Genomic DNA, 19,137 nt, shown 5'->3' on the forward strand with positions numbered 1-19,137 from the left:
GTGCGATCGCACTCGGGGGGGTAACGTGTTCTTAACTCTGGTTAAAACGAAACGTTCATACAATTGCTTCGTTGAGCAGCTCAGTAATGGCACGATGCTCAATGGGAGGCTCAGCCAGCACTGCTTGACGGGTATCCGTAATCAACCAGTCGAGGGCAGCCTCTTGCATATCGATGGATGCGCCGGTCTTATCCACGCAGTAACGACCAAACACCAGCTTGTCCATTAGGCGCACCCCAGGACCGATGCGTGAATATTCAAAGATCACGCTCTTATCCACCAGGGCACCACTGCAAATGCAGCAATTAGGACCGATCATACTAGGACCGATGATGGTGGCACCATCTTCAATCTCAGCCATCCCACCGATGTACACAGGACCTTCGATGGTGATCTTGTCCCAGTTGGCCTTCACATTCAGACCCGTGAAGACACCAGGTTTTACTTCCTGACCAGGAATGCCAACACCTTTTACCTGACCAGTCAGAACATCTTGGATGGCCTGCCAGTAATCAGGCACTTTACCGATGTCCACCCACTCAAAGTCCATGGTGATACCGTAGAACGCTTCGTTAGCTGCCACCAGCTTGGGGAACAGGTCACCACCGATATCAAACTCCTGACCGGAGGGAATGTACTTAAAGATCTCAGGTTCAAAAATGTAGATACCTGTGTTGATACTGGTGCTGAGAGCTTCCTCGACCTTGGGCTTTTCTTGGAAAGACTTGATACGACCCGTATCATCAGTTACCACCACACCATAGCTAGGCACCTGCTTTAGAGGCACCGACTTCATCACGATGGTGGCGATGGAGCCCTTTTCCTTGTGCTGCCGAACCGCCTCAGTGAGGTCCAGGTCAATGAGTGCATCACCACAAAGAACGACAAAGGTATCATCAAAAAACGGTGAAAAGTCCTGAATTTTACGCATACCACCAGCAGAGCCCAGGGCATCGCCCACTAGCTCACCATTGGTAATGCGACCTTCAAAGGAATAGGCCAGTTCAACACCAAAGCGTTGACCATCTCTAAAATAGCCTTCAATTTCATTTGCGAGGTGGCTCACATTTGCCACAACCTGCGTAAAGCCGTGCTGTTTTAGCAATTCTAATAGAAACTCCATCACTGGCTTTTGCAGGATGGGGATCATCGGCTTTGGAATGGTGTACGTGATGGGACGTACACGAGTACCTTTCCCTGCGGCCAAGATCATGGCTTTCATAAATGCTCTCTCTATTCCTTAACTAACAGCGTAAGAGGTAAAAATAAAAACGTTGCAGCTGCAAATAACCTGCAACGGCAACAAGCACGTGGCTTAAATGCACGAACTGACAAGAGCTATCGAAAGACAAATTTAAGTAAGTTCCTAAAATTTGCCATTACCGACAAAAACTGACACCTGCAAGCAAGTAAAAGCTCGGCAATGTCAAGATAGTAGCAAGCATGTTTATAGTATACCCACGCTTATTGATGGTCTTCATTGATGCCTTACAGAGCCCCGGACAAATATTGATTTTTGTAGATTTATGACATCGCCTGACACTAGCCAAATGTACTTTACTACGGACATGTGGCTAAATGCAATATCAATCAATCTGTCTCAATCTGTCTTGCCTAATCAGGTAGTACATACGCCGGAACATCTTTCAGGGTGGCCTCATTTAGCTGTCTCACTTTAAGGTCGCGATAAAATCGTTCTTGAGCCAGCTCTACCTTAGATTGGGACGATAAGAATAACAGCCCCCAAAAAACACCAACTTTTTCATGGCGATAGTCTTCGTCGGTTAGTTCTGTGGTAATGGGACCGCCTAAAACATCGGGGCGAAAATGGGCCCAATGCTCTAAGAGGCGCTCAAAGTCCATCCATTCAATGGCGCTTTCTAGTTCTTCCCAATATCGGTCTAGGAAGGAGGAAAGAGCGTCGGCAATTTCCGATAGGTTTTCCTGGTGGGCTAGCTGGGCAATGGTGCTAATGGCCTTGCGTTTGGAATGGGGCTTAGCACCGCGATGACGATTGCGGGGGGTGGGGTTAGCCATGGCGACGGCCATCATTTCCAGCTGGGAGATCAGTTCCTGGAGGGTGACCTGACGCTGTTCCGGTGGGTTGGCCACCGCCCGACGATGGATGTAGCGCTCTAAATTAGGAGGCAGGCGTTTAGCGTAGCCTTGGGGCTCAAACGCTTCTTCAGGATCTTCGAACTCATCAACCTCTTCTTCAATCTCAGCGCGAATGAGGGTGTCGGCCTTAAGTAGCACCAGCATTGCTGCGTAAAGAAAGGCTTGACCTGATTCAGCTAGATTTTTCTCGTAGGGCGACCGACCGTTATGGGCGATGGGCGCTTGCTCCTTGAGGCTTTTGAGAAAGCGGTCAACCACGTCGATGACATTGACATCCCACGGATCAATTTCACCGCGTTCGGAAAGGTCAATCAGAAATGCGATCGCACGTTGAGCTAAAGAATTAGCCATAAATACAGCCTGGTATTTTATTTAGCCGACGCTACTATTAGCTGACGCTACATCTAGCGTGAACAGATGCACTATAGCTTAGAAGAATTGAAAATTCAAAAAAAACTGTCCAATTCAGTTACAAAGACCCATCGACCGGTTTAGAAACGAGTAAAAAATGACCATTGAACAAATGTTCTACAGCACTAGGTTTAGATCAACCAATTATTTATCGAGAATGAAAAAAGAGACCTGAGCCGGGTGGGAAATATCCCATTGCCCTGTTCACGTCCCTTTTTACCTCATGTGAGTAGGGCAACGCCCAGGCTACCCGCATAGCGACGCGCCTGCTAGCGACGCCTACCTAAGCAACCGCTTCTTCAGTACCAGCATCTTTATTGGCAGCACCTGGCAGCATGGGCTGTAGGTCTTCCAGTTCCACTCGATAGCGCTCGACATCTTCTTCTAGCTGCTGAATGCGCATTTCCCGCTGCTGGACTTGAGGGTTGATATTGAAATATCCCTGTACCTGCACCCACACGCTAAATACCCAGGCGAGAACCGCACCGACACCCAGAGAAATCATGAGCTCGATACACAGTGGTGCTTCAATATTCACCCCACGCACAACATGGATAGTAGCGGACTCTGTATTCTCAATGCCAAACAGTACGAGGGCTAAGCAAATGACAAAGATAACGACAAAGTTAATCTGCCGCATAGCAGTCACCTCAAATCGTGTTTTATATAGGTCAGGTACAGGCTACTACAGGACAGTCAGAATCGGGAGAACATTTTTATTTATTAAAAGACTGTCAGGCTGGCATTATTTGATCAAACCCTAAAATTATCAGGCGTTACCTTCGATTAAATCCATACCGCACCCCATAGCCAGCAGCACAGATCAGGGCAATGACCACAGCCCCAATTCCAATCGGGCTAGGGAGCCAAAATGTGGTGTCGATGGTGTTCACCTGGCCGGGTTTCAAGGGCCATTGGTGGGTTTTACCCAGGGACCCTAACTGAAAACTGAGGGTTAAGGTGCGCCAGCGATCTAAGGCTCCACCATCACCAATGGCGCTATCGGCTTTTAGGGCACCCAGGTCAATGTCAGCCTGGAGATGATTGAGCAGAGCTACACCCCAATTTTGTTGGGTAAGGTCCAAATGGGCCAGTACAGGTGGAGCCCCTGGCACCTGGGTCATCAGTCCATCTTCGGCAAAAAGTTGATTAAATTTCTGCACTAAGTCAGCACCGTTGTAGAAGTCGATGCGTATTTGGAGTGCGCCATCGTCTAGAGAGGTTACCTTGCCTGAAAAGACTTTAGCTTCTTCGATAAAAATCTCCAGCCACTGCTGCCGGACATTGTTATTGAGGGCAACAAACTGATCGTCAAGGTGCAGAGTTTGGACTAAAACACCGTGGGTTTGACTGCCAAACTGTATGCCCAATTGATAATCGACACAGCCTGTTAACCCCAGGGATAGGGCTGTAATCACCAGTAGTCGAACGATCAGATGTCTTAACTTAGCCACCAAAGCCCCCCCAGTACAATGGCGCTACCCATCAAGGCAAACCATACAAAGCCATTATCTTCAGTATTAACTTCACTGAGGGGCAGGGGCGGCGGTGGTGGCTTGAGGCGACGGGGCTTGGGTGGACGGGGTTGCCAGGGTTTTTCCTCGCTACTTTCCAGGGTCGCCAGATCTGGGATCTTAGTGAGCCATTCTTCCCTAGCCTGTAGTTTTGGAGCCTGGATAATGTACAGCACCCGTTTGCTTTGTTTTCTGACGTCCAAGTCTGGATGCAGGGCCAGCTTGCCACATAGCTCAATGGCTTCTTGACGCCGATCTGAAGCGGCTAATGCATTCACGAGCCATAGTTTTAACTCACCCTCTAAAGCGATACTCGGTTGCTCAGCGATGCCCTGTTCAAAGGCGTTGACGGCATCGGCATAGCGGCCCCGCTCAAAGGCCTGTTGCCCCAATTGAAAGGCGGCTTGGGCGCGTTGATTGGCTGCATTTGGCATTGCGGCTAGTCTCTGGTCTAATATCCTGGTGCTCAGATATTTTACGGTGAATTGTGTAGGGACGTTCCATGGAACATCCCTACACGATTTCTAGGCCCCAACCGCTTCTTTGGCCGCATAAATGACTTCAGCCGTAATTTCCGTATAGCCTTGCTCGCGTGCAAATTTTTCAGTATTGCGCTTGACCTTGCCTCTGACAAACCCTGGAACGCGTTTCAACTCGGTGAGGCCATCGGTTGTCCAGTTTAAGTCGGCATCGGCAGACAGTGTGTGGGTGATGACTTCCTTGGTGTCGTGACCACCGAAGATTTCTAGCAGGTGATCTTCCATGCCCAGGGTAAAGGAGTTGTAGATCAAGTCGACTAGCTGATTAGCGCCTTCATAGCCAAGGAAAGGACGATAGCCAACGGGAAAATTTTGGACATGGATGGGAGCAGCAATCACCCCACAGGGGATGTTGAGACGCTTGCCCACATGACGTTCCATTTGGGTACCAAAAATGGCGGCGGGTTCTAGCTGGGCAATTTTATCTGCGATCGCACCATTATCCTCACTAATCAGCACCTCGTCACAGTACCCTTCCACCTCCTGGCGGAACCAAGCTTCGTCATACTTGCAATAAGTACCCGCTAATACCACCTTTAGCCCCATTTCCCGCGAGAGAACTTTGGTGAGGGCCGCAGCATGGGTATTATCACCAAAGACAACGCAGCGTTTGCCCGTCAGATTTTGACAGTCGATAGAGCGAGAGAACCAGGCCGCCTGTGAGGCAAACCGAGTTTGGTCATCAATAAACTGGTCATAATTGGCAGCAACACCGCGCTCATTTAAGAGTTTTTGGATTGCACGAATACAGCGGGCCGTTTCGACTACACCCATGGGCGTAATATCCACATAGGGCATCTCAAACTCACGCTGCAAATATTCGGCAGTGAGTGAGCCAATCTCCCGATAGGGGATCAGGTTAAACCAGGCTTTGGGCAAATTCTTAAGGTCATGGACCGAAGCACCTTCAGGAATTACGGCATTGACCTCGATCCCCAGGTCTGCCATCAGCCGTTTTAACTCGGTCACATCATGGTTGTTGTGAAAACCTAGGGTGGTAATGCCGATGATATTGACCGACGGCTTTTCCGTTCTCTCTACAGGTAAGTCTCCCTGCTTGGCCGCCTTCTTTAGATAAAATTCAACAATCTGTTGCAGCGTGCGGTCAGCCGCCTGTAGCTCATTGGCGCGATAGTGATTCACATCTGCTAGCATGACATCACCTTGGGCATCCATCTGAGCGCGCTCAACAAAGTTAGCCAGATCTTCTTGCAAAATGCTGGAGGTGCAGGTCGGTGTGAGAACAATCAGATCAGGATTTTCTTCCTTATCTTTACGGGTAATATTATCGACAACTTTCTCTTGAGAGCCTCGCGCTAATACATGACGATCGACAACGCTAGTCGTTACTGGCGTAAAATCTCGCTCACGAGACAGCATAGAGCGCATGACATTAAAATAATCATCCCCTAGTGGGGCATGCATGATGGCATGGACATTTTTGAATGAGCTGGCAATACGCAAGGTGCCGATATGGGCGGGACCTGCATACATCCAATAGGCCAGTTTCATAGACAGCGCTCCGGTGGAAAGATTCTGGGATGGGTTAGGGCAATGTCCCGATGATGGGGAGCCCAACCCTCAGAATATGGGAGTCCTTCATCAGACACGGGTATCGCTAAACGATTCGCAACGGTTTGTAAGAATGGGTTACAGCTAACGGAGTAAATGATGCAAATGAAGGGTCGTTGCAATCATGTAGGGACGTTCCATGGAACGGCTCTACAAAGGTTCCTGGGTACCATAAAATTTTGCCATAAAGTTCCTATGTAGTTTCAAATACCGTCCCGATTGTTCTGGAACGGTAGCTTTACCATGTGGAGTAATCCATATCAATGTTCTTCAGTGTTCCTTAGGAGGCCAACATGCGGTCCATAGTCAGTAGTTTAGGTGTGATGGGCGTATTGCTGGGATTAGCCATGCCCGTATCAGCCGAGGTGCTGCTACAGGCCGGTGCAACAGAAACAAAGTTGGTAACAGAGGATACTTACCAACCCCTAAGGCATCAGCTGACGGCTGAAGTGGGGCAAACGGTGGCGATTAAACTCAAGTTAGCCAATAACAATCCTGGTATTGTTAGTCGTGTTGCAGTTTATGTTGCTGGCAAGCATACGCCTCTTTTTGTTGAGAACCAGGTGAGCTATCGCACGGTTGATCCCACACAGAAATCACAGATTAGTCATCTTGTTGTTTTGACCCTACCCGGTGAGCATAAGGGTACTCCGATGAGCTACGAGATTGAGCCTCTGTTTGATTATGAAGTTGAGCCTCAATTCGCCGTAGACACTGATGTTGCAGCTGCTGAGACAACCTCGCCATCGACGGTGCGCTATCGAATGACCGTAGAAACAGCAACCGTGTCTCAGCGGTTGTTGTTAGAGGCTCAAGCACAGCAGATTAGTCAGGACTATGAAGGTGCGCGCTCAACCTACACCCGTGCCATTAATCTCAATCCTGACATTGCTGAATTTTATGCCCAGCGCAGGGATGCCTATCTATCGCAAACAGACATTGCCAGTGAGATACTTCAAATGAATGAAGCGACAGGCCATGACTATCGTGCTACAGCGCTCCGAAATCAGTTAGAACTATTTTAGGCCTTTAAGCAGCTTTGATGATCAAGGAGTGCCCCATTCTCGTTTATTCTAATGACAACTTTGTTTAGGTCAGATTGAGGCCTGGTTTTCTCAAAAAAGAAAACCAGGCCTTTTTTTTTTATGATTGTCATTTTTTCCGTTCCCCGCCATCCCTACCCACAGCGCGATACTATTTCCCACAGGTCCCCTTAACAGCTAACCGATGAAACAGCCCGTCATTCAGGTAGACGCCTTTACAGATCGCCCCTTTGGCGGTAACCCAGCTGCCGTATGTGTGAGTGAAACCCCTTTGGATGAATCTCTAATGCAGCAGATTGCCAAGGAAATGAATTTGTCAGAAACGGCGTTTCTCTATGCCCTTAAAGATGAGGGTAACTATAGTTTGCGATGGTTTACACCAACGGATGAAATTGAGTTATGTGGCCATGCCACCTTGGCCAGTGCCCATGTACTTTGGAGTGAAGGACACCTATCGCCTGACATTACAGCCCGTTTTCAGACCAAGAGCGGAGAGCTGTTGGCCTCTCGCAACGGTAATTTCATTCAGCTAGATTTTCCAGCTCAGCCTGTCCATGATGCATCTATTTCTCCAGCTATGGTGGCGGCCATGAACCATGCGGATATTGTCCATGGGGCGCGTAATGATGTGAATTATTTGGTAGAGTTGCGATCGCATCAAGCTGTTGCTAACCTCGCCCCAGATTTAGATAGGCTCGCAAAATTACCCTACCAAGGTGTCATTGTCACCAGTGTTGGAGACTCTCCCTACGATTTTGTCTCCCGTTATTTTGCACCGGCCATCGGTATTCCTGAAGATCCGGTGACTGGTTCGTCCCACTGTTCTTTAGCCCCCTATTGGCAAGCAAAACTGGGCAAAGATACCATGGTCGCTTACCAAGCATCACCCCGTGGTGGCGTACTACACGTAGAATGCACACCAAAGCGAATTTATATCAGTGGGAAGGCCGTCTCGGTTCTGCGCGGTGAGCTATTGCTGTGATGAGGGTGAAGTAGCACTGAGCCAATGAAGACAATGTGGCAGAGCGCCGAGCAAAAGCTTTAGAAGAGCGATTAGCCGCCCTTGGGATTGAGCCGAACGAAATTTAATGCTGGGTAGATAGGCTAACCGATGATAGATCCAGATATGCGATGGAAGCAGCGTTTTGCCAACTACGAGAGAGCCCTGGCGCAGCTTACCAAGTTTATTGATAAGGGTGAATTGAATGAACTGGAAGAGCAAGGGCTAATCCAGTCGTTTAAATATGCCCATGAGCTAGCCTGGAATGTCTTAAAAGATTATTTGCAGTATCAAGGTAATCAGAACATTTATGGCTCACGGGATGCCACCCGTCTTGCTTTTAATGTGGGTCTGATTGAAGATGGTGGAAGCTGGATGGATATGATTAGAGAGCGAAATCGGACTAGTCATACTTATAATCAGGCAACGGCTCAAGCTATTGCAGAAAATATAAAAGACAGTTCACTAAAATTGAACGGGTTGTCCTGTACGGATCACGAGCCAAAGGTAATTATCGGCCAGGGTCGGATATTGATTTGACCCTAATGGGTAGGGATATTTCCCATGAACAGTTATTGGCTATCGAACATCAGCTAGACGATTTGCTGTTGCCATATCTGTTTGACCTATCGATTTTTAGCCATATTGAGAATCCTGATGTGATTGCTCATATTAATCGAGTTGGGCTTACTTTCTATGAGAAGAAGCCGTCGATTGATGAGCAACAGGAACCTACTCAAGTATCTAATAGTAGATGTTAGTGCGGCTAGTCAATAATTTACTAACGGGGCAGGTATTTCACCAAGGCTCGCATAGATTCGCCGGGTTGGGGTTGGATGGGGCGATCGGTGGGGAGGAATTGGGTCCACTCAAATGGTTCGGCGAAGTGGTGATGGTGGAGGCTGTGGATGATGGTGTTGACGGCTGCCTGGGAGCCGATGATAAGGATTTTGACGGGCTCGCGGTCAGGTTTTGGGACTGAGTAGAGCTGGAGGGCTGACTCAGGGGTGGTTATTTCAGTGGTTAGAGCGGGTGTAGCCAGAAAGCTGGTGTACATGGCAACGTCGTCCATTTGGATGTCTAGAATCAAATTAGACGACCACTAGGACGACTGTCAACCATTGGGCTGTTTACGGGGGTGAAAACCTCTGACAGGATGTGCCCATGGGAAAAGCGGGAAAGGCGCTCAAGCAAGTGCTTGAGTCCTATGAAATTAGTCAATATAGTCTGTCAGTTGCGATGAATGTGGAGCGCAACAATGTTTACCGTTGGGTAAATGAAAAACGTGATCCGACGGCGGAAACGGTAGTTGAGATTGTTAGGGCGTTAAAGACTCTGAATCCTGAATCAGCAAACGCTTTTATGCAAAGTTACTTGGGGGATGAGGTTTAGCTATTCAGCTGTTTCGGGCAATCCATCACCCCTTGGCGGTTAGCCTGTTTAAAACTCGCGATAATGGTGCGAGAAATTCTAAATCTGCCACCAGTAGTGGCAGAAATCCAAAACTCCCATTGTTGGTGGGAGAAATTTTCTGTTCCATGAAACTTAGTTCAATTAGTCTGGTAATTCTGGGCAGAGCGGAGCATCTCAGCTGCTATCTTTTTGACAAACCATTCTGGTGCTAGAAGCCGTATGTTCTCTCCATACTGGAGTAGACGCTGGCGGAACCAAAATAAAGACTCTTCTGTTGTGCTGATCTCAACCCATTGGGAAGTTTTGGCAGAATCTCGTTTGATTATTGTTTCATTGGCTCGACGTGGTTGATATCTGCCGAGTGGTCCGGTCATTCGGTAGGTTAAGTCGATGGATGGGAATGTCAATCTGCCCCAGGGGATATTGGAGGCTGCTCCTACAGTGAGAATGCGATCTACTCGAAAGATTTGATTTTTTTCGACATCATGATGACGAGCTGAAAAGTCAGGGGCATAGGCAAATAAGTAAAGGACTCCATTGTGTAATCGTAATTCTGAACGGTCTAGATCCCAGGGACGTTCTTGGCCACTGCTACTGCGATAGCGAATGGTGTAACGGCGATGTTTTTGGAAACGGTCTTGCAGGGTTTGGACAACGGTGTCTAGGCGATCTTCTCCGTAGTCTACTGGAGGGCTAAAGTTGACCTTTACCTGTGATGGTAGTTGGCTTTGCTCGAAGCCTGAGATTTGAAGTATCTGGCTAGCTTGGCTTGAGAATCCCATGTCATTCAGGATGTAGGCGGCTAGAGCTAGTGCTTCGCGTTGATGCGGAGTGAGAATAACTGGAAAGTTAGATTGAACTAATTTATAAGGACGATTGGGAGCACTCTTTATTTCAAAGCCACAGTCACGCATTTTCCCTATCATGCGGCTGATTTTACGCGTTGCGTCGTCTGTGGATTGGCCATTTTCCTCTAAAAACTGATACAGCTCCTCACTGAGGGTTTTAGGAAAATATGGTTTCTCTGCAAGTTTTTGAAGAATTGCGATCGCAAATTTCAGTTGATTAAATCCTGCTGGCATCGCTTTGACTCCCAGAATAACTAGAGAGTTCTAAAATAAATTTAGATAGAGCCAATATATGGCATTATCTATTTTAAGAAAGGGTCTAGGATATGGCAAGCAAGGATGAGTGCCATGAAGATTCTAGTCAAACCACTCTATTCACAAGTGAATGCAGGTTTTGGTGCCTGTCCCCTAGGTTGCCAGCAATCATGCCGAGTAACTGACAAATCGTCTGATTTTCAACCGATGGATGATTGCACCTGTCCCCTATCGAGTCATCAGGCAGAAACGGCAGCAGCCGTTTTTGATGGTGAAGCTGACATTATTTTTAATACGAGTGTGACGGGTGATGGTAAATCATTGGCCGCAACTCTGCCCATTTTGCTTGATTCGCAATATCGCATGGTGGGGTTATACCCAACCAATGAGCTAGTTGAAGATCAGCTACGAGGGCAGCAAGATTATCACCAAAAATTTGGACTGAATGCTCAAAAACGAATTGATTTGCTTTACGGCCAGGAGTTAGCTCGTCGGGTAAAGGCCAATGACAGAAATCGTTTTCGAGAATTAGAACTAGCGATTCAACATAAACCCGTTTTATTAACGAATCCAGACCTGTTGCATCTGATGCTGCATTTTCGGTATCGCAATGCCGCTTATGACAATGCGGAACTCCCCATGTTGATGGCCACATTTCCTGATTATTGGGTCTTTGATGAGTTTCATATCTTTGGCCCCCATCAGGAATCGGCTGTGCTCAACAGTCTCTGTTTTATACGGGCATCTGCCCAGGGAAAGCGTAAGTTTCTGTTTACATCGGCAACCCCAAAGACAACATTTATTAAGCAGTTAGAAGCCTCTGGGTTTAAGGTGAAGTCTATTTCTGGGCAGTACGCTAGCGAAGCTAGGACGGGGTATCGACCGATACTACAGCCTGTAGAGCTGGAGTTTGTAAAACTAAAACCAAAGCAAGGAATCTTAGATTGGCTACAGGATAATGTAGGGCTACTCCAAAATTTACTGCTTGCTGAAGCCAACGGTCGTGGTCTGCTGATTTTGAACTCTGTGGCCCAGGCAGGGAGGGTTGTTCGTCTATTGAAGACGTTGCTACCTGATAATTTTGAAATTACTGAAATCAGTGGACGGATTGATCGTCAAGAACGGCGCAAGACGCAGGAAAAATTAAAAGATTCTCCACATCCTGTTCTTGTTGTGGGTACATCTGCTGTGGATGTGGGTGTTGATTTTAAGATTCACCTGCTTATTTTTGAGAGTAGTAATTCGGCAACAGTTATCCAACGGCTAGGACGTTTAGGACGTCATCAAGGGTTTCAGGGGTATCATGCTTTTTGTTTGTTGCCTGGTCATGCACCCTGGATTTATTCGCGACTTGAAAAGTCTTTAAATGAGGGTCAGGTCGTTGAGCGACAAATGCTTAATGATGCGATTCGCTCTGCCTTTGAAGAACCGAAGGAGTTTGAGCAATATCGTCAACAGTGGGGTGCATTACAGGCTCAAGGAATGCTCTGGCAGATTAAACAGGTGAGTGAGTCTGCCAAGGTGATGGAACCGATTTGCGATCGCATCCTCTCTGCCCTCATCCCAGTCTATAGCGAAGCCAAGTTAGAGGGTGTTCGCAAATGTTGGCATGCCATGGGCAATGACTCTATTGGCAAAGCTACCCAGGAAGAGCTTTTGAGATTTCGAGGTGGCACAACGTTACAAGCAGCTGTATGGGATGACCATCGCTTTTACACTTATGATTTGCTCAGGCTGTTGCCCTATACGCATGTAGAAATCATCGAAGAATCTGACTTTTTAACGGCTGCGGATAAAGCTGGATATGGAGAAGAGTTTTTCAGCTATGCCAAGGTCTACATTAAAGTTCAGTACTGGCTAGATGAACGTTTGCCCATTCAACTGCGATGTAATCGAGATAGCAGTGAACTAAAATGTTGCGATCTAATTCAGATTAAAGGGTTGAGAATCGAGAATCATCCTCAAATTGAAGTTGTTCGTGCCCTCAGTCAAAAACCAACGTTAGCTTTCCTAATACCACTAGGAAAACGTCAGTTCCATTGGGATATTGCAAAAGCATTGCGTCTCAGTCCCCTCTTTGGATTACATCACCTGACAGATGCTTCTGAACAAGCCTATGCCTGTGCATTTAATCAAGATGCACTACTGCTAAAAGCCTTTGAAAAACACCATCGACTGACAAAGTTCTGTCGACAGGCAGGTTCTCTTTTCTTCTAATACAGTCCTACACACTCTTTCCAAAACTGTTATGGCAACTCTATTACAAACGCTGCTAATTAACACCCTCGCTGCTGATACTGATCCTATTTTGCGACAGTTCATTGATACGGTTTTGCCTGCAATGGAGCAGAAGTTTGGTTCTATTACTGCCCTAGGTGGGTCCTATGAGGTCCACCTTGATCGCTTAACACGTAAAAAACATCCCTATGCAGAAGAAACAGCACAACGATGGTCAAACAGTGCTGATCAGAGCTTGCTCGTACATGTCCTCAATGGTTTGCTAACCGCTTGGAACCTCATTCCATTGTTGCCAGACAGTGATTTAACTGATGCCGAAAAACGGTTGCTGTGCCTGGGCTTAACGTTGCACGATTATAACAAGTACTGCCAGGGGGAAGAAGACGATCCACCCAAAGCTTATGAAGTAGATAGTATCCTGGCGCTTTGTCACGAAATGGGAAAAATGCTAGATTTTGGAAGTTTTTGGACTGAGTGGCAAGATTATGTATCAGAAATTGGATTTCTTGCTCAAAATACTCAGGGCAAACATGGCACTAATTTAGCCCCACGAAACTGGCCAGACTTCAACATACGTAATCGCCGTTTACTCAATCCATTACGACCACTACTTGCTTTTGGTGATGTGGCAGTCCATATGACTAATCCTGCTGAAATCGCCACAACAACCCGTGGTGATCGGCTGCAGGATCATTTAGATAGCCTCGGTATATCAGGGAAGCTTGTTTATCATCGCCTGCGGGATGTCACAGGTATTTTAAGTAATGGTATCCACAACGCTGTTTTAGCCTTTACTGCACAAGAAGACTGGCAGCCTATCTTGTATTTTGCTCAAGGGGCTGTGTACTTAGCCCCCACAGAAACAGAGGTGCCAGAACCTGACAATCTTAAACATGCTCTATGGAACTCTGTTGAGGCAATACTCTCTGGAGCCATGTTAGGAGGAGATATTGGCTTCAAACGTGATGGTAAAGGTGTGAAGGTTTCACCTCAAACGTTAGAGCTATTTCCCCCTGAGCAACTTATTCGAGGGTTGCCAGAAGTCATTATAGCTAAAGTCAGAAATGAAAAAGCCCCAGCAACACCAAAACGACTTGCCAGTCTAGAACTAAGTGAAACTGAGCGAGAACGGCTTGGTGCGGTGGCTGATATTCGCAGTGACCGTTTAGCTGAGCTGATTGGTCTTGTTCAAAAGGAATTTTTTAGTAAAATTTCTGAATTCACACCATGGGTACTAGAGTGGCTAAACATTCAGGATGAAATAACACCTGAACAAACTCAGGTACAAAAAGGTGGTGTCAACTATGGTTGGTACCGAGCTACCGCTGAATATGTTCTGAAACATCAACCATTGGACACAGAGCAGTTTTCTGAAATATTAGAGGAGTTCGTTACAGCCCTTGCTGACTGGGCAACAGAGAAACAATTATTACCAGGAACTGTTAATCCGACTAAAGATGCCTTTCTTAGTTATCTCGATCAGTATCTTGAAATATCGGGTTGGGATAATACAAAAGGATCATTTCAGCAGGAACTAGAACGCTATACCATTGCTAAAACCAAAGCCTCCAAGCAGCCCATTTGCTCTCTAAGTTCAGGTGAGTTTATCTCAGAAGATCAGATGGACTCTGTAGTTCTTTTTAAGCCTCAGCAATACAGTAATAAGAATCCATTGGGGGGTGGACAAATCAAACGAGGCATTTCCAAAATCTGGTCTCTGGAAATGCTTTTACGGCAGTCAAAATGGGCTGTACCCTCTGGCAAAATGGAAGACCAGCAGCCTATCTTCCTATATATGTACCCTGCTTATGTATACTCGCCTCAGGTAGCCCAGGCAGTGCGTGTATTAGTCAATGACCTCAAACGAGTGAATTTTTGGGAATTACATAAGTTCTTGCTTGAGCACGATTTAGATATCAACGCACTAAAACAGTTTCCATGGCTTTCGGAGACAGAGGCTGAGGAGGGGCGATTTAATGACGAAAAATATGCTGGGCAAGACTTACCTTTCTTAGGTATCAGCTATACCACTACACGGGGTAAAACTCACACCGATGCTTGGGCAGAGCCTGCTTTTCTATCTCTTTTAATTGCCAAGTTCTTAGGTATTAAGGTTGTGGCCACAGCTAGCCAAACGCCTCTATATAGAAGTGACAGTGATTTTAGAGAATCTATCAAATTAGATGGGCTTGCTAACTTCTGGAGTGTTCTCAATTTACCTGATTCTATTCACCTAGAGGAATACCACCAGGGACGTATTCAGCGAATAGATGATTTTATGCAGCGCCTACTAATCGCCTACAGTGTCCATTTAGAGAATCAGGCTGACAAACCAGATCCACGCTGGCGTGCCCTGCCAGACACCGTGCGACAGCTAATGAGTAACGTGCTGAACCTATTTAGGCTGGCGGAATCAGGCTGTCGTAAACGAAAACGTGACCCTACACCAGACGACGCCCAACGCTATTGGAAATATGCTCAACTTTGGTCTCAAGGAGATGCCATCATGGAAGAACAGATATCCCTTATAGAACGTTTAGCCCAAGAATATCGACAGTTTTACAAAATTAAAGTTAATAATAAGACCTCCAGTCATGCAATTTTGCTTCCTCTCACAAAAGCACTAGACACAATTTTATCGGTCCCACCTGACATTCCTGACGCAGACTTAATTTTGGAAGGTGCTGGTCAGCTTCAAGATGCTATTAAGCGTCAGGAAATTTATACCAGACCAATATGGGTAGATAAGTCGAAAGATACTACAAATCGAACAACTGAGGAACTACAGGCAATCCAGCAATTTATGACGACCTGCGTCAAGAACTTGTTTCAGGAACAATATAAAAGAGATATTGCCTTACTTCAGGAAAATCGAAACAGAATCAAATCTGGCGTTGAATTCGCATATCGAATGTTGGATTTAGAAGACACACAGCAAAAAGCGGAATCAGAAACTGAATCAGCAGCCTAATTTTGTCCAAAGAAGCCCATCAAAATTCATCCAAGGAACTTCGTGTTATGTCTATTCTCGAAACGTTAAAGCCTGAATTTCATAGTGCCTTCCCCCGTCTTGCCTCTGGTAAATACATTCACTTTTTGATGCTACGTCATAGTCAGTCATTTCCAGTTTTCCAAACGGACGGTGTGCTAAATACAGCAAGGACACAGGCTGGTGCTAAAACTAAAGAGACAATTAGTCGTTTAGTCATGTTCAAGCGGAAACAAACAACACCGGAACGGCTAGCTGGTAGAGAATTGCTAAGAGCCTTAGAACTGACCAGTGCAGATAAAGCTGATAAAAAATATTGTGAATATAATGGTGAAGATTCTTGCAAACACTGTCCAGATTGTATTATTTACGGTTTTGCCATTGGTGATAGTGGCTCTGAAAGATCTAAGGTTTATTCTGACTCTGCTTTTTCATTAAGCCCTTACGAAACCTCCCATAAGAGTTTTACCTTTAATGCACCGTTTGAAGGTGGAACCATGAGTGAAAAGGGTGAGATGCGGAGTTCTATTAATGAGCTGGACCATATTTTGCCTGAAGTCACCTTTCCAACGGTTGAAACTCTGAAGGATTCGACTTTAGAGGGCTTTATATATGTATTAGGTAATTTACTGCGTACGCGACGATATGGGGCTCAAGAGACTCGAACTGGAACGGTCAAGAATCACATTGTTGGTATTGCGTTTACTGATGGTGAAATATTCAGTAACTTACATTTTACCCAAGCCCTATACGATGCCAGTAAGTCAGATCTATCAGCACCGATTGACACACTCTGCCAACGTGCAGCTGAACAAATTGAGCCACTATTAGAGAATGAACCTGTGCGTAAGAATCAAGTCATTCTTGGTGATAAGTTAACCCAGTTACTTGGAGAGGTTTCTGTCATTTATCAGGATGAAGCTCAACTTAGCGAGAAGCTTCAGACCCTATATGAGCAAACCACTGCCTATGCCACAACCTATGGTGCAATGGCCAAAGGCAAAAAGAAGAAATAGCGAGTAAACGACATGCATATCTATCAATGCAATCTCACACTCCATGACAATGTGTTTTTTGCCACCCGTGAGATGGGGACACTCTATGAGACTGAGAAGTATTTACACAACTGGGCTTTAACCTATGCCTTTTTCTCAGAAACTCACATTCCCCGTCCTTATCGAATGCAGGGTAAGACAGCTCAAAAACCAGGCTATCTCGATCCAGACCATGAGCAAAATCTATTGCAATTGAATGATTCAGGTCTGTATCTCTTTCCTGCAAAACCAATGCGATGGAGCTATCAAGTGAATACGTTTAAGGCGGCTCAGGTTACTTATTATGGCCAGTCTAAACAGTTTGGAGCCAAAGGAGCCAAGCGTAACTATCCGATCAATTTTGGTCGTGCCAAAGAGTTAGCGGTGGGGAGTACCTACCGCACGTATTTAATCTCACCTCAAGCGCTAGAGATAAAGACTCTACCGCAATGGATTCGATTAGGAAAATGGGCCGGGAAAATCCATGTGCAATATTTTCCTCTGGCTGATATCGAGCGAAAACAAGGAACCTTCATCTGTACTCATCCTTTGAACCCTATGGATTTACCACCACAGACCCAGCTAAAGCTCTATGACCGCATTGTGATGCCACCTGTGAGCCTCGTGAGTCAGGCCCAGCTAGAAGGAAACTACTGGCAATTGCCTGACGGAAAAAAATTACCGGCTGATTTAGCCTATGGAGTTGGATATGCTGCCACAGCTTAGTGAATCAGATAATTTGCATGCGATCGCAATACAACTAGTCGCATCAAAACAAGGTGCCTTACCCAGAAACCTAAACCGTGCCACCCATGCTCAGATTATGACCTGGCTAAGTAATGCGGATCCTGAGTTGGGTAGTCAAGTGCATAACATCCAGGGAGCCCCCCTGAGTATTTCAGGGCTGATTGGGCATCGCCGTAAAAAAAACTTTGTCAAGGCGGGTGATGAATTCACCTTAAGAGCAGGCATTTTGCATGGAGACCTGATTTCACCCCTACTAAAGGGACTAGAAAATCATGGACTAGGGAAAGTTGTCATGGTAGATTTCCCGTTTTCCATCAAGGCAATATATGCCATGCCAGGAAGTCATCCTCATGTCGGCTCTTCCCAGTATTCACTTTTAGCGAAAGCCCCCAGTCTTGGTCAGGACATTACCCTTGAATTTCTCTCTCCCACCAGCTTCAAACAAGACCAACACATTCAACCCTTTCCTTTAGCCCATAGCGTCTTCGGTAGCCTCCTCAAACGCTGGAACACCTTTGCCCCAGAAGCCTTAGCCTTTCCCAAAATCCAATGGAATGGTTGGGTTGCCGCCTACGACCTTAAAACCAAAGCCATTCGAATGGAAGGAGGTCCCCAAATCGGCTCAGTTGGCTGGGTTAAATATAACTTTCCCGATCCAGAGCAAGCTCGGATTGCCAATATATTGGCCCACTTTGCCTATTTTGCAGGCGTAGGCCGTAAAACCGCCATGGGTATGGGCCAAACCCGTCTTAAACAACGATAATGAAACCAGATCAAGCCCACAGCAAGTCAAGGAGTACAGCATGACTCAGGTGCTTAAGCCCGATCAGTCTTATACCTTTAGCAAAATCTTTGAGCTGAAGATACCGGCTGATGAACTGGCCCAGGAGCTAGGCTATACCTTGAGCCGCAAACGGCTGGACCTACCTCGCTTTCCAGGTGGACTAGACCGGATTCAGGAACTGTGCGATCGCATCGAAGAAATCCTACCCTATGTAAACCTGGCCAGCGAAACTTCAAGACGCGAAGTACTAATTTCACGTGTGGTATCCGAGTTAGTCCATTACACAAAAGCCCAGTTACGGATCGAATACCCCATTAAAGTCAGTACCCAACTTCAAGGTTATCTAGACTATTTACTCAGAACCCAAACAGAACTACTTGTTATCGAAGCAAAGCGCCAAGATTTAGACTACGGATTTACCCAGCTTGTTGCAGAAATGATCGCCCTGGATCAATGGGAGAAAACCCCAGAACAATCGATTTTACTTGGAGCTATAACAACCGGAACAGTTTGGCAATTTGGTCAGCTCGACCGTAACACTAAACATATCGAGCAGGGGCTTGATAGTTATCGTGCTCCTGAAGACTTAGACGATCTTATGCGTATTTTAGTCGCAGCCCTTTCACCCTAAC

General features: G+C 46.4%; 19 protein-coding genes. 11 read left to right on the plus strand and 8 right to left on the minus strand.

Translation table 11 applies throughout. The annotated features are described in order from the left end of the window. Positions 1-55 precede the first annotated feature (55 nt). From SPB21_RS32025 to bchB, 6 genes are all read right to left on the minus strand, one after another. Positions 56-1,222 carry a nucleotidyltransferase family protein gene (locus SPB21_RS32025; protein ID WP_163671376.1) on the minus strand — a complete coding sequence of 389 codons (1,167 nt, stop codon included), beginning with the start codon at positions 1,220-1,222 and terminating at the stop codon, positions 56-58. A 392-nt stretch (positions 1,223-1,614) separates the two neighbouring features. Then, positions 1,615-2,469, minus strand: a complete 855-nt coding sequence (locus tag SPB21_RS32030) for a segregation/condensation protein A (protein ID WP_163671375.1) — start codon at positions 2,467-2,469, stop codon at positions 1,615-1,617. 343 nt (positions 2,470-2,812) lie between these two features. Beyond that, complete coding sequence (locus tag SPB21_RS32035; protein WP_163671374.1) at positions 2,813-3,169, minus strand: lipopolysaccharide assembly protein LapA domain-containing protein; 357 nt, start codon at positions 3,167-3,169, stop codon at positions 2,813-2,815. Positions 3,170-3,305: 136 nt separating this feature from the next. Then, positions 3,306-3,983: a DUF3153 domain-containing protein gene (locus SPB21_RS32040; RefSeq protein ID WP_163671373.1), complete on the minus strand. Its 678-nt coding sequence runs from the start codon at positions 3,981-3,983 to the stop codon at positions 3,306-3,308. Next, positions 3,971-4,477 (minus strand): tetratricopeptide repeat protein, encoded by a 507-nt coding sequence (locus SPB21_RS32045; RefSeq protein ID WP_490795379.1) that lies wholly within the window; start codon positions 4,475-4,477, stop codon positions 3,971-3,973. The genes SPB21_RS32040 and SPB21_RS32045 overlap by 13 nt, the downstream gene beginning before the upstream one ends. 90 nt (positions 4,478-4,567) lie before the next feature. Beyond that, a complete protein-coding gene (gene bchB, locus SPB21_RS32050; RefSeq protein ID WP_163671371.1) occupies positions 4,568-6,094 on the minus strand; it encodes a ferredoxin:protochlorophyllide reductase (ATP-dependent) subunit B in 1,527 nt (508 codons plus the stop codon). Positions 6,095-6,447: 353 nt separating this feature from the next. Here bchB and SPB21_RS32055 point away from each other — a divergent pair, with 353 nt between their 5' ends. The 4 genes from SPB21_RS32055 to SPB21_RS32070 all read left to right on the plus strand — a co-directional run bounded on the left by SPB21_RS32055 (position 6,448) and on the right by SPB21_RS32070 (position 8,958). Beyond that, the gene (locus tag SPB21_RS32055) at positions 6,448-7,179 is read left to right on the plus strand and encodes a tetratricopeptide repeat protein (protein ID WP_499061960.1); all 732 of its coding nucleotides are present in this window, start codon (positions 6,448-6,450) and stop codon (positions 7,177-7,179) included. A gap of 202 nt (positions 7,180-7,381) precedes the next feature. Beyond that, on the plus strand, positions 7,382-8,179 hold the full coding sequence (locus tag SPB21_RS32060) for a PhzF family phenazine biosynthesis protein (RefSeq protein WP_163671369.1): 798 nt from the start codon (positions 7,382-7,384) through the stop codon (positions 8,177-8,179). 129 nt (positions 8,180-8,308) lie between these two features. After that, positions 8,309-8,737: a nucleotidyltransferase substrate binding protein gene (locus SPB21_RS32065; RefSeq protein WP_499869086.1), complete on the plus strand. Its 429-nt coding sequence runs from the start codon at positions 8,309-8,311 to the stop codon at positions 8,735-8,737. Then, positions 8,683-8,958 carry a nucleotidyltransferase domain-containing protein gene (locus SPB21_RS32070; protein WP_499869176.1) on the plus strand — a complete coding sequence of 92 codons (276 nt, stop codon included), beginning with the start codon at positions 8,683-8,685 and terminating at the stop codon, positions 8,956-8,958. The genes SPB21_RS32065 and SPB21_RS32070 overlap by 55 nt, the downstream gene beginning before the upstream one ends. A 20-nt stretch (positions 8,959-8,978) precedes the next feature. Here the strand turns inward: SPB21_RS32070 and SPB21_RS32075 are convergent, their stop codons facing one another. Beyond that, entirely contained in the window at positions 8,979-9,269 is a 291-nt protein-coding gene (locus SPB21_RS32075) for a hypothetical protein (protein WP_499869088.1), read from the minus strand. A gap of 92 nt (positions 9,270-9,361) precedes the next feature. Here SPB21_RS32075 and SPB21_RS32080 point away from each other — a divergent pair, with 92 nt between their 5' ends. Continuing rightward, entirely contained in the window at positions 9,362-9,589 is a 228-nt protein-coding gene (locus SPB21_RS32080; protein WP_163696305.1) for a helix-turn-helix domain-containing protein, read from the plus strand. A 158-nt stretch (positions 9,590-9,747) separates the two neighbouring features. Here SPB21_RS32080 and SPB21_RS32085 read toward each other — a convergent pair whose 3' ends face one another. Further along, positions 9,748-10,692 (minus strand): helix-turn-helix transcriptional regulator, encoded by a 945-nt coding sequence (locus SPB21_RS32085; RefSeq protein ID WP_499869090.1) that lies wholly within the window; start codon positions 10,690-10,692, stop codon positions 9,748-9,750. 114 nt (positions 10,693-10,806) lie between these two features. Between SPB21_RS32085 and cas3 the strand changes: the two genes are divergently transcribed. Genes cas3 through SPB21_RS32115 form a run of 6 tightly spaced genes read left to right on the plus strand, consistent with a single transcriptional unit; the run spans position 10,807 to position 19,136 of the window. Further along, complete coding sequence (gene cas3, locus SPB21_RS32090) at positions 10,807-12,930, plus strand: type I-D CRISPR-associated helicase Cas3' (RefSeq protein WP_499869091.1); 2,124 nt, start codon at positions 10,807-10,809, stop codon at positions 12,928-12,930. Positions 12,931-12,961: 31 nt separating this feature from the next. After that, entirely contained in the window at positions 12,962-15,922 is a 2,961-nt protein-coding gene (gene cas10d, locus SPB21_RS32095) for a type I-D CRISPR-associated protein Cas10d/Csc3 (RefSeq protein ID WP_499869092.1), read from the plus strand. A 47-nt stretch (positions 15,923-15,969) separates the two neighbouring features. After that, a complete protein-coding gene (gene cas7d / locus SPB21_RS32100; RefSeq protein ID WP_499869093.1) occupies positions 15,970-16,956 on the plus strand; it encodes a type I-D CRISPR-associated protein Cas7/Csc2 in 987 nt (328 codons plus the stop codon). Positions 16,957-16,968: 12 nt separating this feature from the next. After that, positions 16,969-17,700 carry a type I-D CRISPR-associated protein Cas5/Csc1 gene (gene cas5d, locus SPB21_RS32105; RefSeq protein ID WP_499869095.1) on the plus strand — a complete coding sequence of 244 codons (732 nt, stop codon included), beginning with the start codon at positions 16,969-16,971 and terminating at the stop codon, positions 17,698-17,700. Continuing rightward, entirely contained in the window at positions 17,684-18,484 is an 801-nt protein-coding gene (gene cas6, locus SPB21_RS32110; protein ID WP_250565576.1) for a CRISPR system precrRNA processing endoribonuclease RAMP protein Cas6, read from the plus strand. The genes cas5d and cas6 overlap by 17 nt, the downstream gene beginning before the upstream one ends. 40 nt (positions 18,485-18,524) lie before the next feature. Continuing rightward, complete coding sequence (locus SPB21_RS32115) at positions 18,525-19,136, plus strand: hypothetical protein (RefSeq protein WP_499061951.1); 612 nt, start codon at positions 18,525-18,527, stop codon at positions 19,134-19,136. Position 19,137: the final 1 nt, after the last annotated feature.

Origin of the sequence: Leptothoe sp. ISB3NOV94-8A (assembly GCF_043421595.1) — a bacterium.
GTDB lineage: Bacteria > Cyanobacteriota > Cyanobacteriia > Phormidesmidales > Phormidesmidaceae > Leptothoe > Leptothoe turfae.

What these genes read in the sequence shown, in the direction of transcription:
- cas6 (WP_250565576.1), top strand. Translation starts at nt 17,684, where the DNA reads ATGCTGCCACAGCTTAGTGAATCAGATAATTTGCATGCGATCGCAATA.
- SPB21_RS32085 (WP_499869090.1), bottom strand. Translation starts at nt 10,692, where the DNA reads ATGCCAGCAGGATTTAATCAACTGAAATTTGCGATCGCAATTCTTCAA.
- SPB21_RS32115 (WP_499061951.1), top strand. Translation starts at nt 18,525, where the DNA reads ATGACTCAGGTGCTTAAGCCCGATCAGTCTTATACCTTTAGCAAAATC.
- SPB21_RS32045 (WP_490795379.1), bottom strand. Translation starts at nt 4,477, where the DNA reads ATGCCAAATGCAGCCAATCAACGCGCCCAAGCCGCCTTTCAATTGGGG.
- cas7d (WP_499869093.1), top strand. Translation starts at nt 15,970, where the DNA reads ATGTCTATTCTCGAAACGTTAAAGCCTGAATTTCATAGTGCCTTCCCC.
- SPB21_RS32060 (WP_163671369.1), top strand. Translation starts at nt 7,382, where the DNA reads ATGAAACAGCCCGTCATTCAGGTAGACGCCTTTACAGATCGCCCCTTT.
- SPB21_RS32030 (WP_163671375.1), bottom strand. Translation starts at nt 2,469, where the DNA reads ATGGCTAATTCTTTAGCTCAACGTGCGATCGCATTTCTGATTGACCTT.
- SPB21_RS32065 (WP_499869086.1), top strand. Translation starts at nt 8,309, where the DNA reads ATGATAGATCCAGATATGCGATGGAAGCAGCGTTTTGCCAACTACGAG.
- SPB21_RS32055 (WP_499061960.1), top strand. Translation starts at nt 6,448, where the DNA reads ATGCGGTCCATAGTCAGTAGTTTAGGTGTGATGGGCGTATTGCTGGGA.
- cas3 (WP_499869091.1), top strand. Translation starts at nt 10,807, where the DNA reads ATGAAGATTCTAGTCAAACCACTCTATTCACAAGTGAATGCAGGTTTT.
- SPB21_RS32080 (WP_163696305.1), top strand. Translation starts at nt 9,362, where the DNA reads ATGGGAAAAGCGGGAAAGGCGCTCAAGCAAGTGCTTGAGTCCTATGAA.
- bchB (WP_163671371.1), bottom strand. Translation starts at nt 6,094, where the DNA reads ATGAAACTGGCCTATTGGATGTATGCAGGTCCCGCCCATATCGGCACC.
- cas10d (WP_499869092.1), top strand. Translation starts at nt 12,962, where the DNA reads ATGGCAACTCTATTACAAACGCTGCTAATTAACACCCTCGCTGCTGAT.
- cas5d (WP_499869095.1), top strand. Translation starts at nt 16,969, where the DNA reads ATGCATATCTATCAATGCAATCTCACACTCCATGACAATGTGTTTTTT.
- SPB21_RS32035 (WP_163671374.1), bottom strand. Translation starts at nt 3,169, where the DNA reads ATGCGGCAGATTAACTTTGTCGTTATCTTTGTCATTTGCTTAGCCCTC.
- SPB21_RS32025 (WP_163671376.1), bottom strand. Translation starts at nt 1,222, where the DNA reads ATGAAAGCCATGATCTTGGCCGCAGGGAAAGGTACTCGTGTACGTCCC.
- SPB21_RS32075 (WP_499869088.1), bottom strand. Translation starts at nt 9,269, where the DNA reads ATGGACGACGTTGCCATGTACACCAGCTTTCTGGCTACACCCGCTCTA.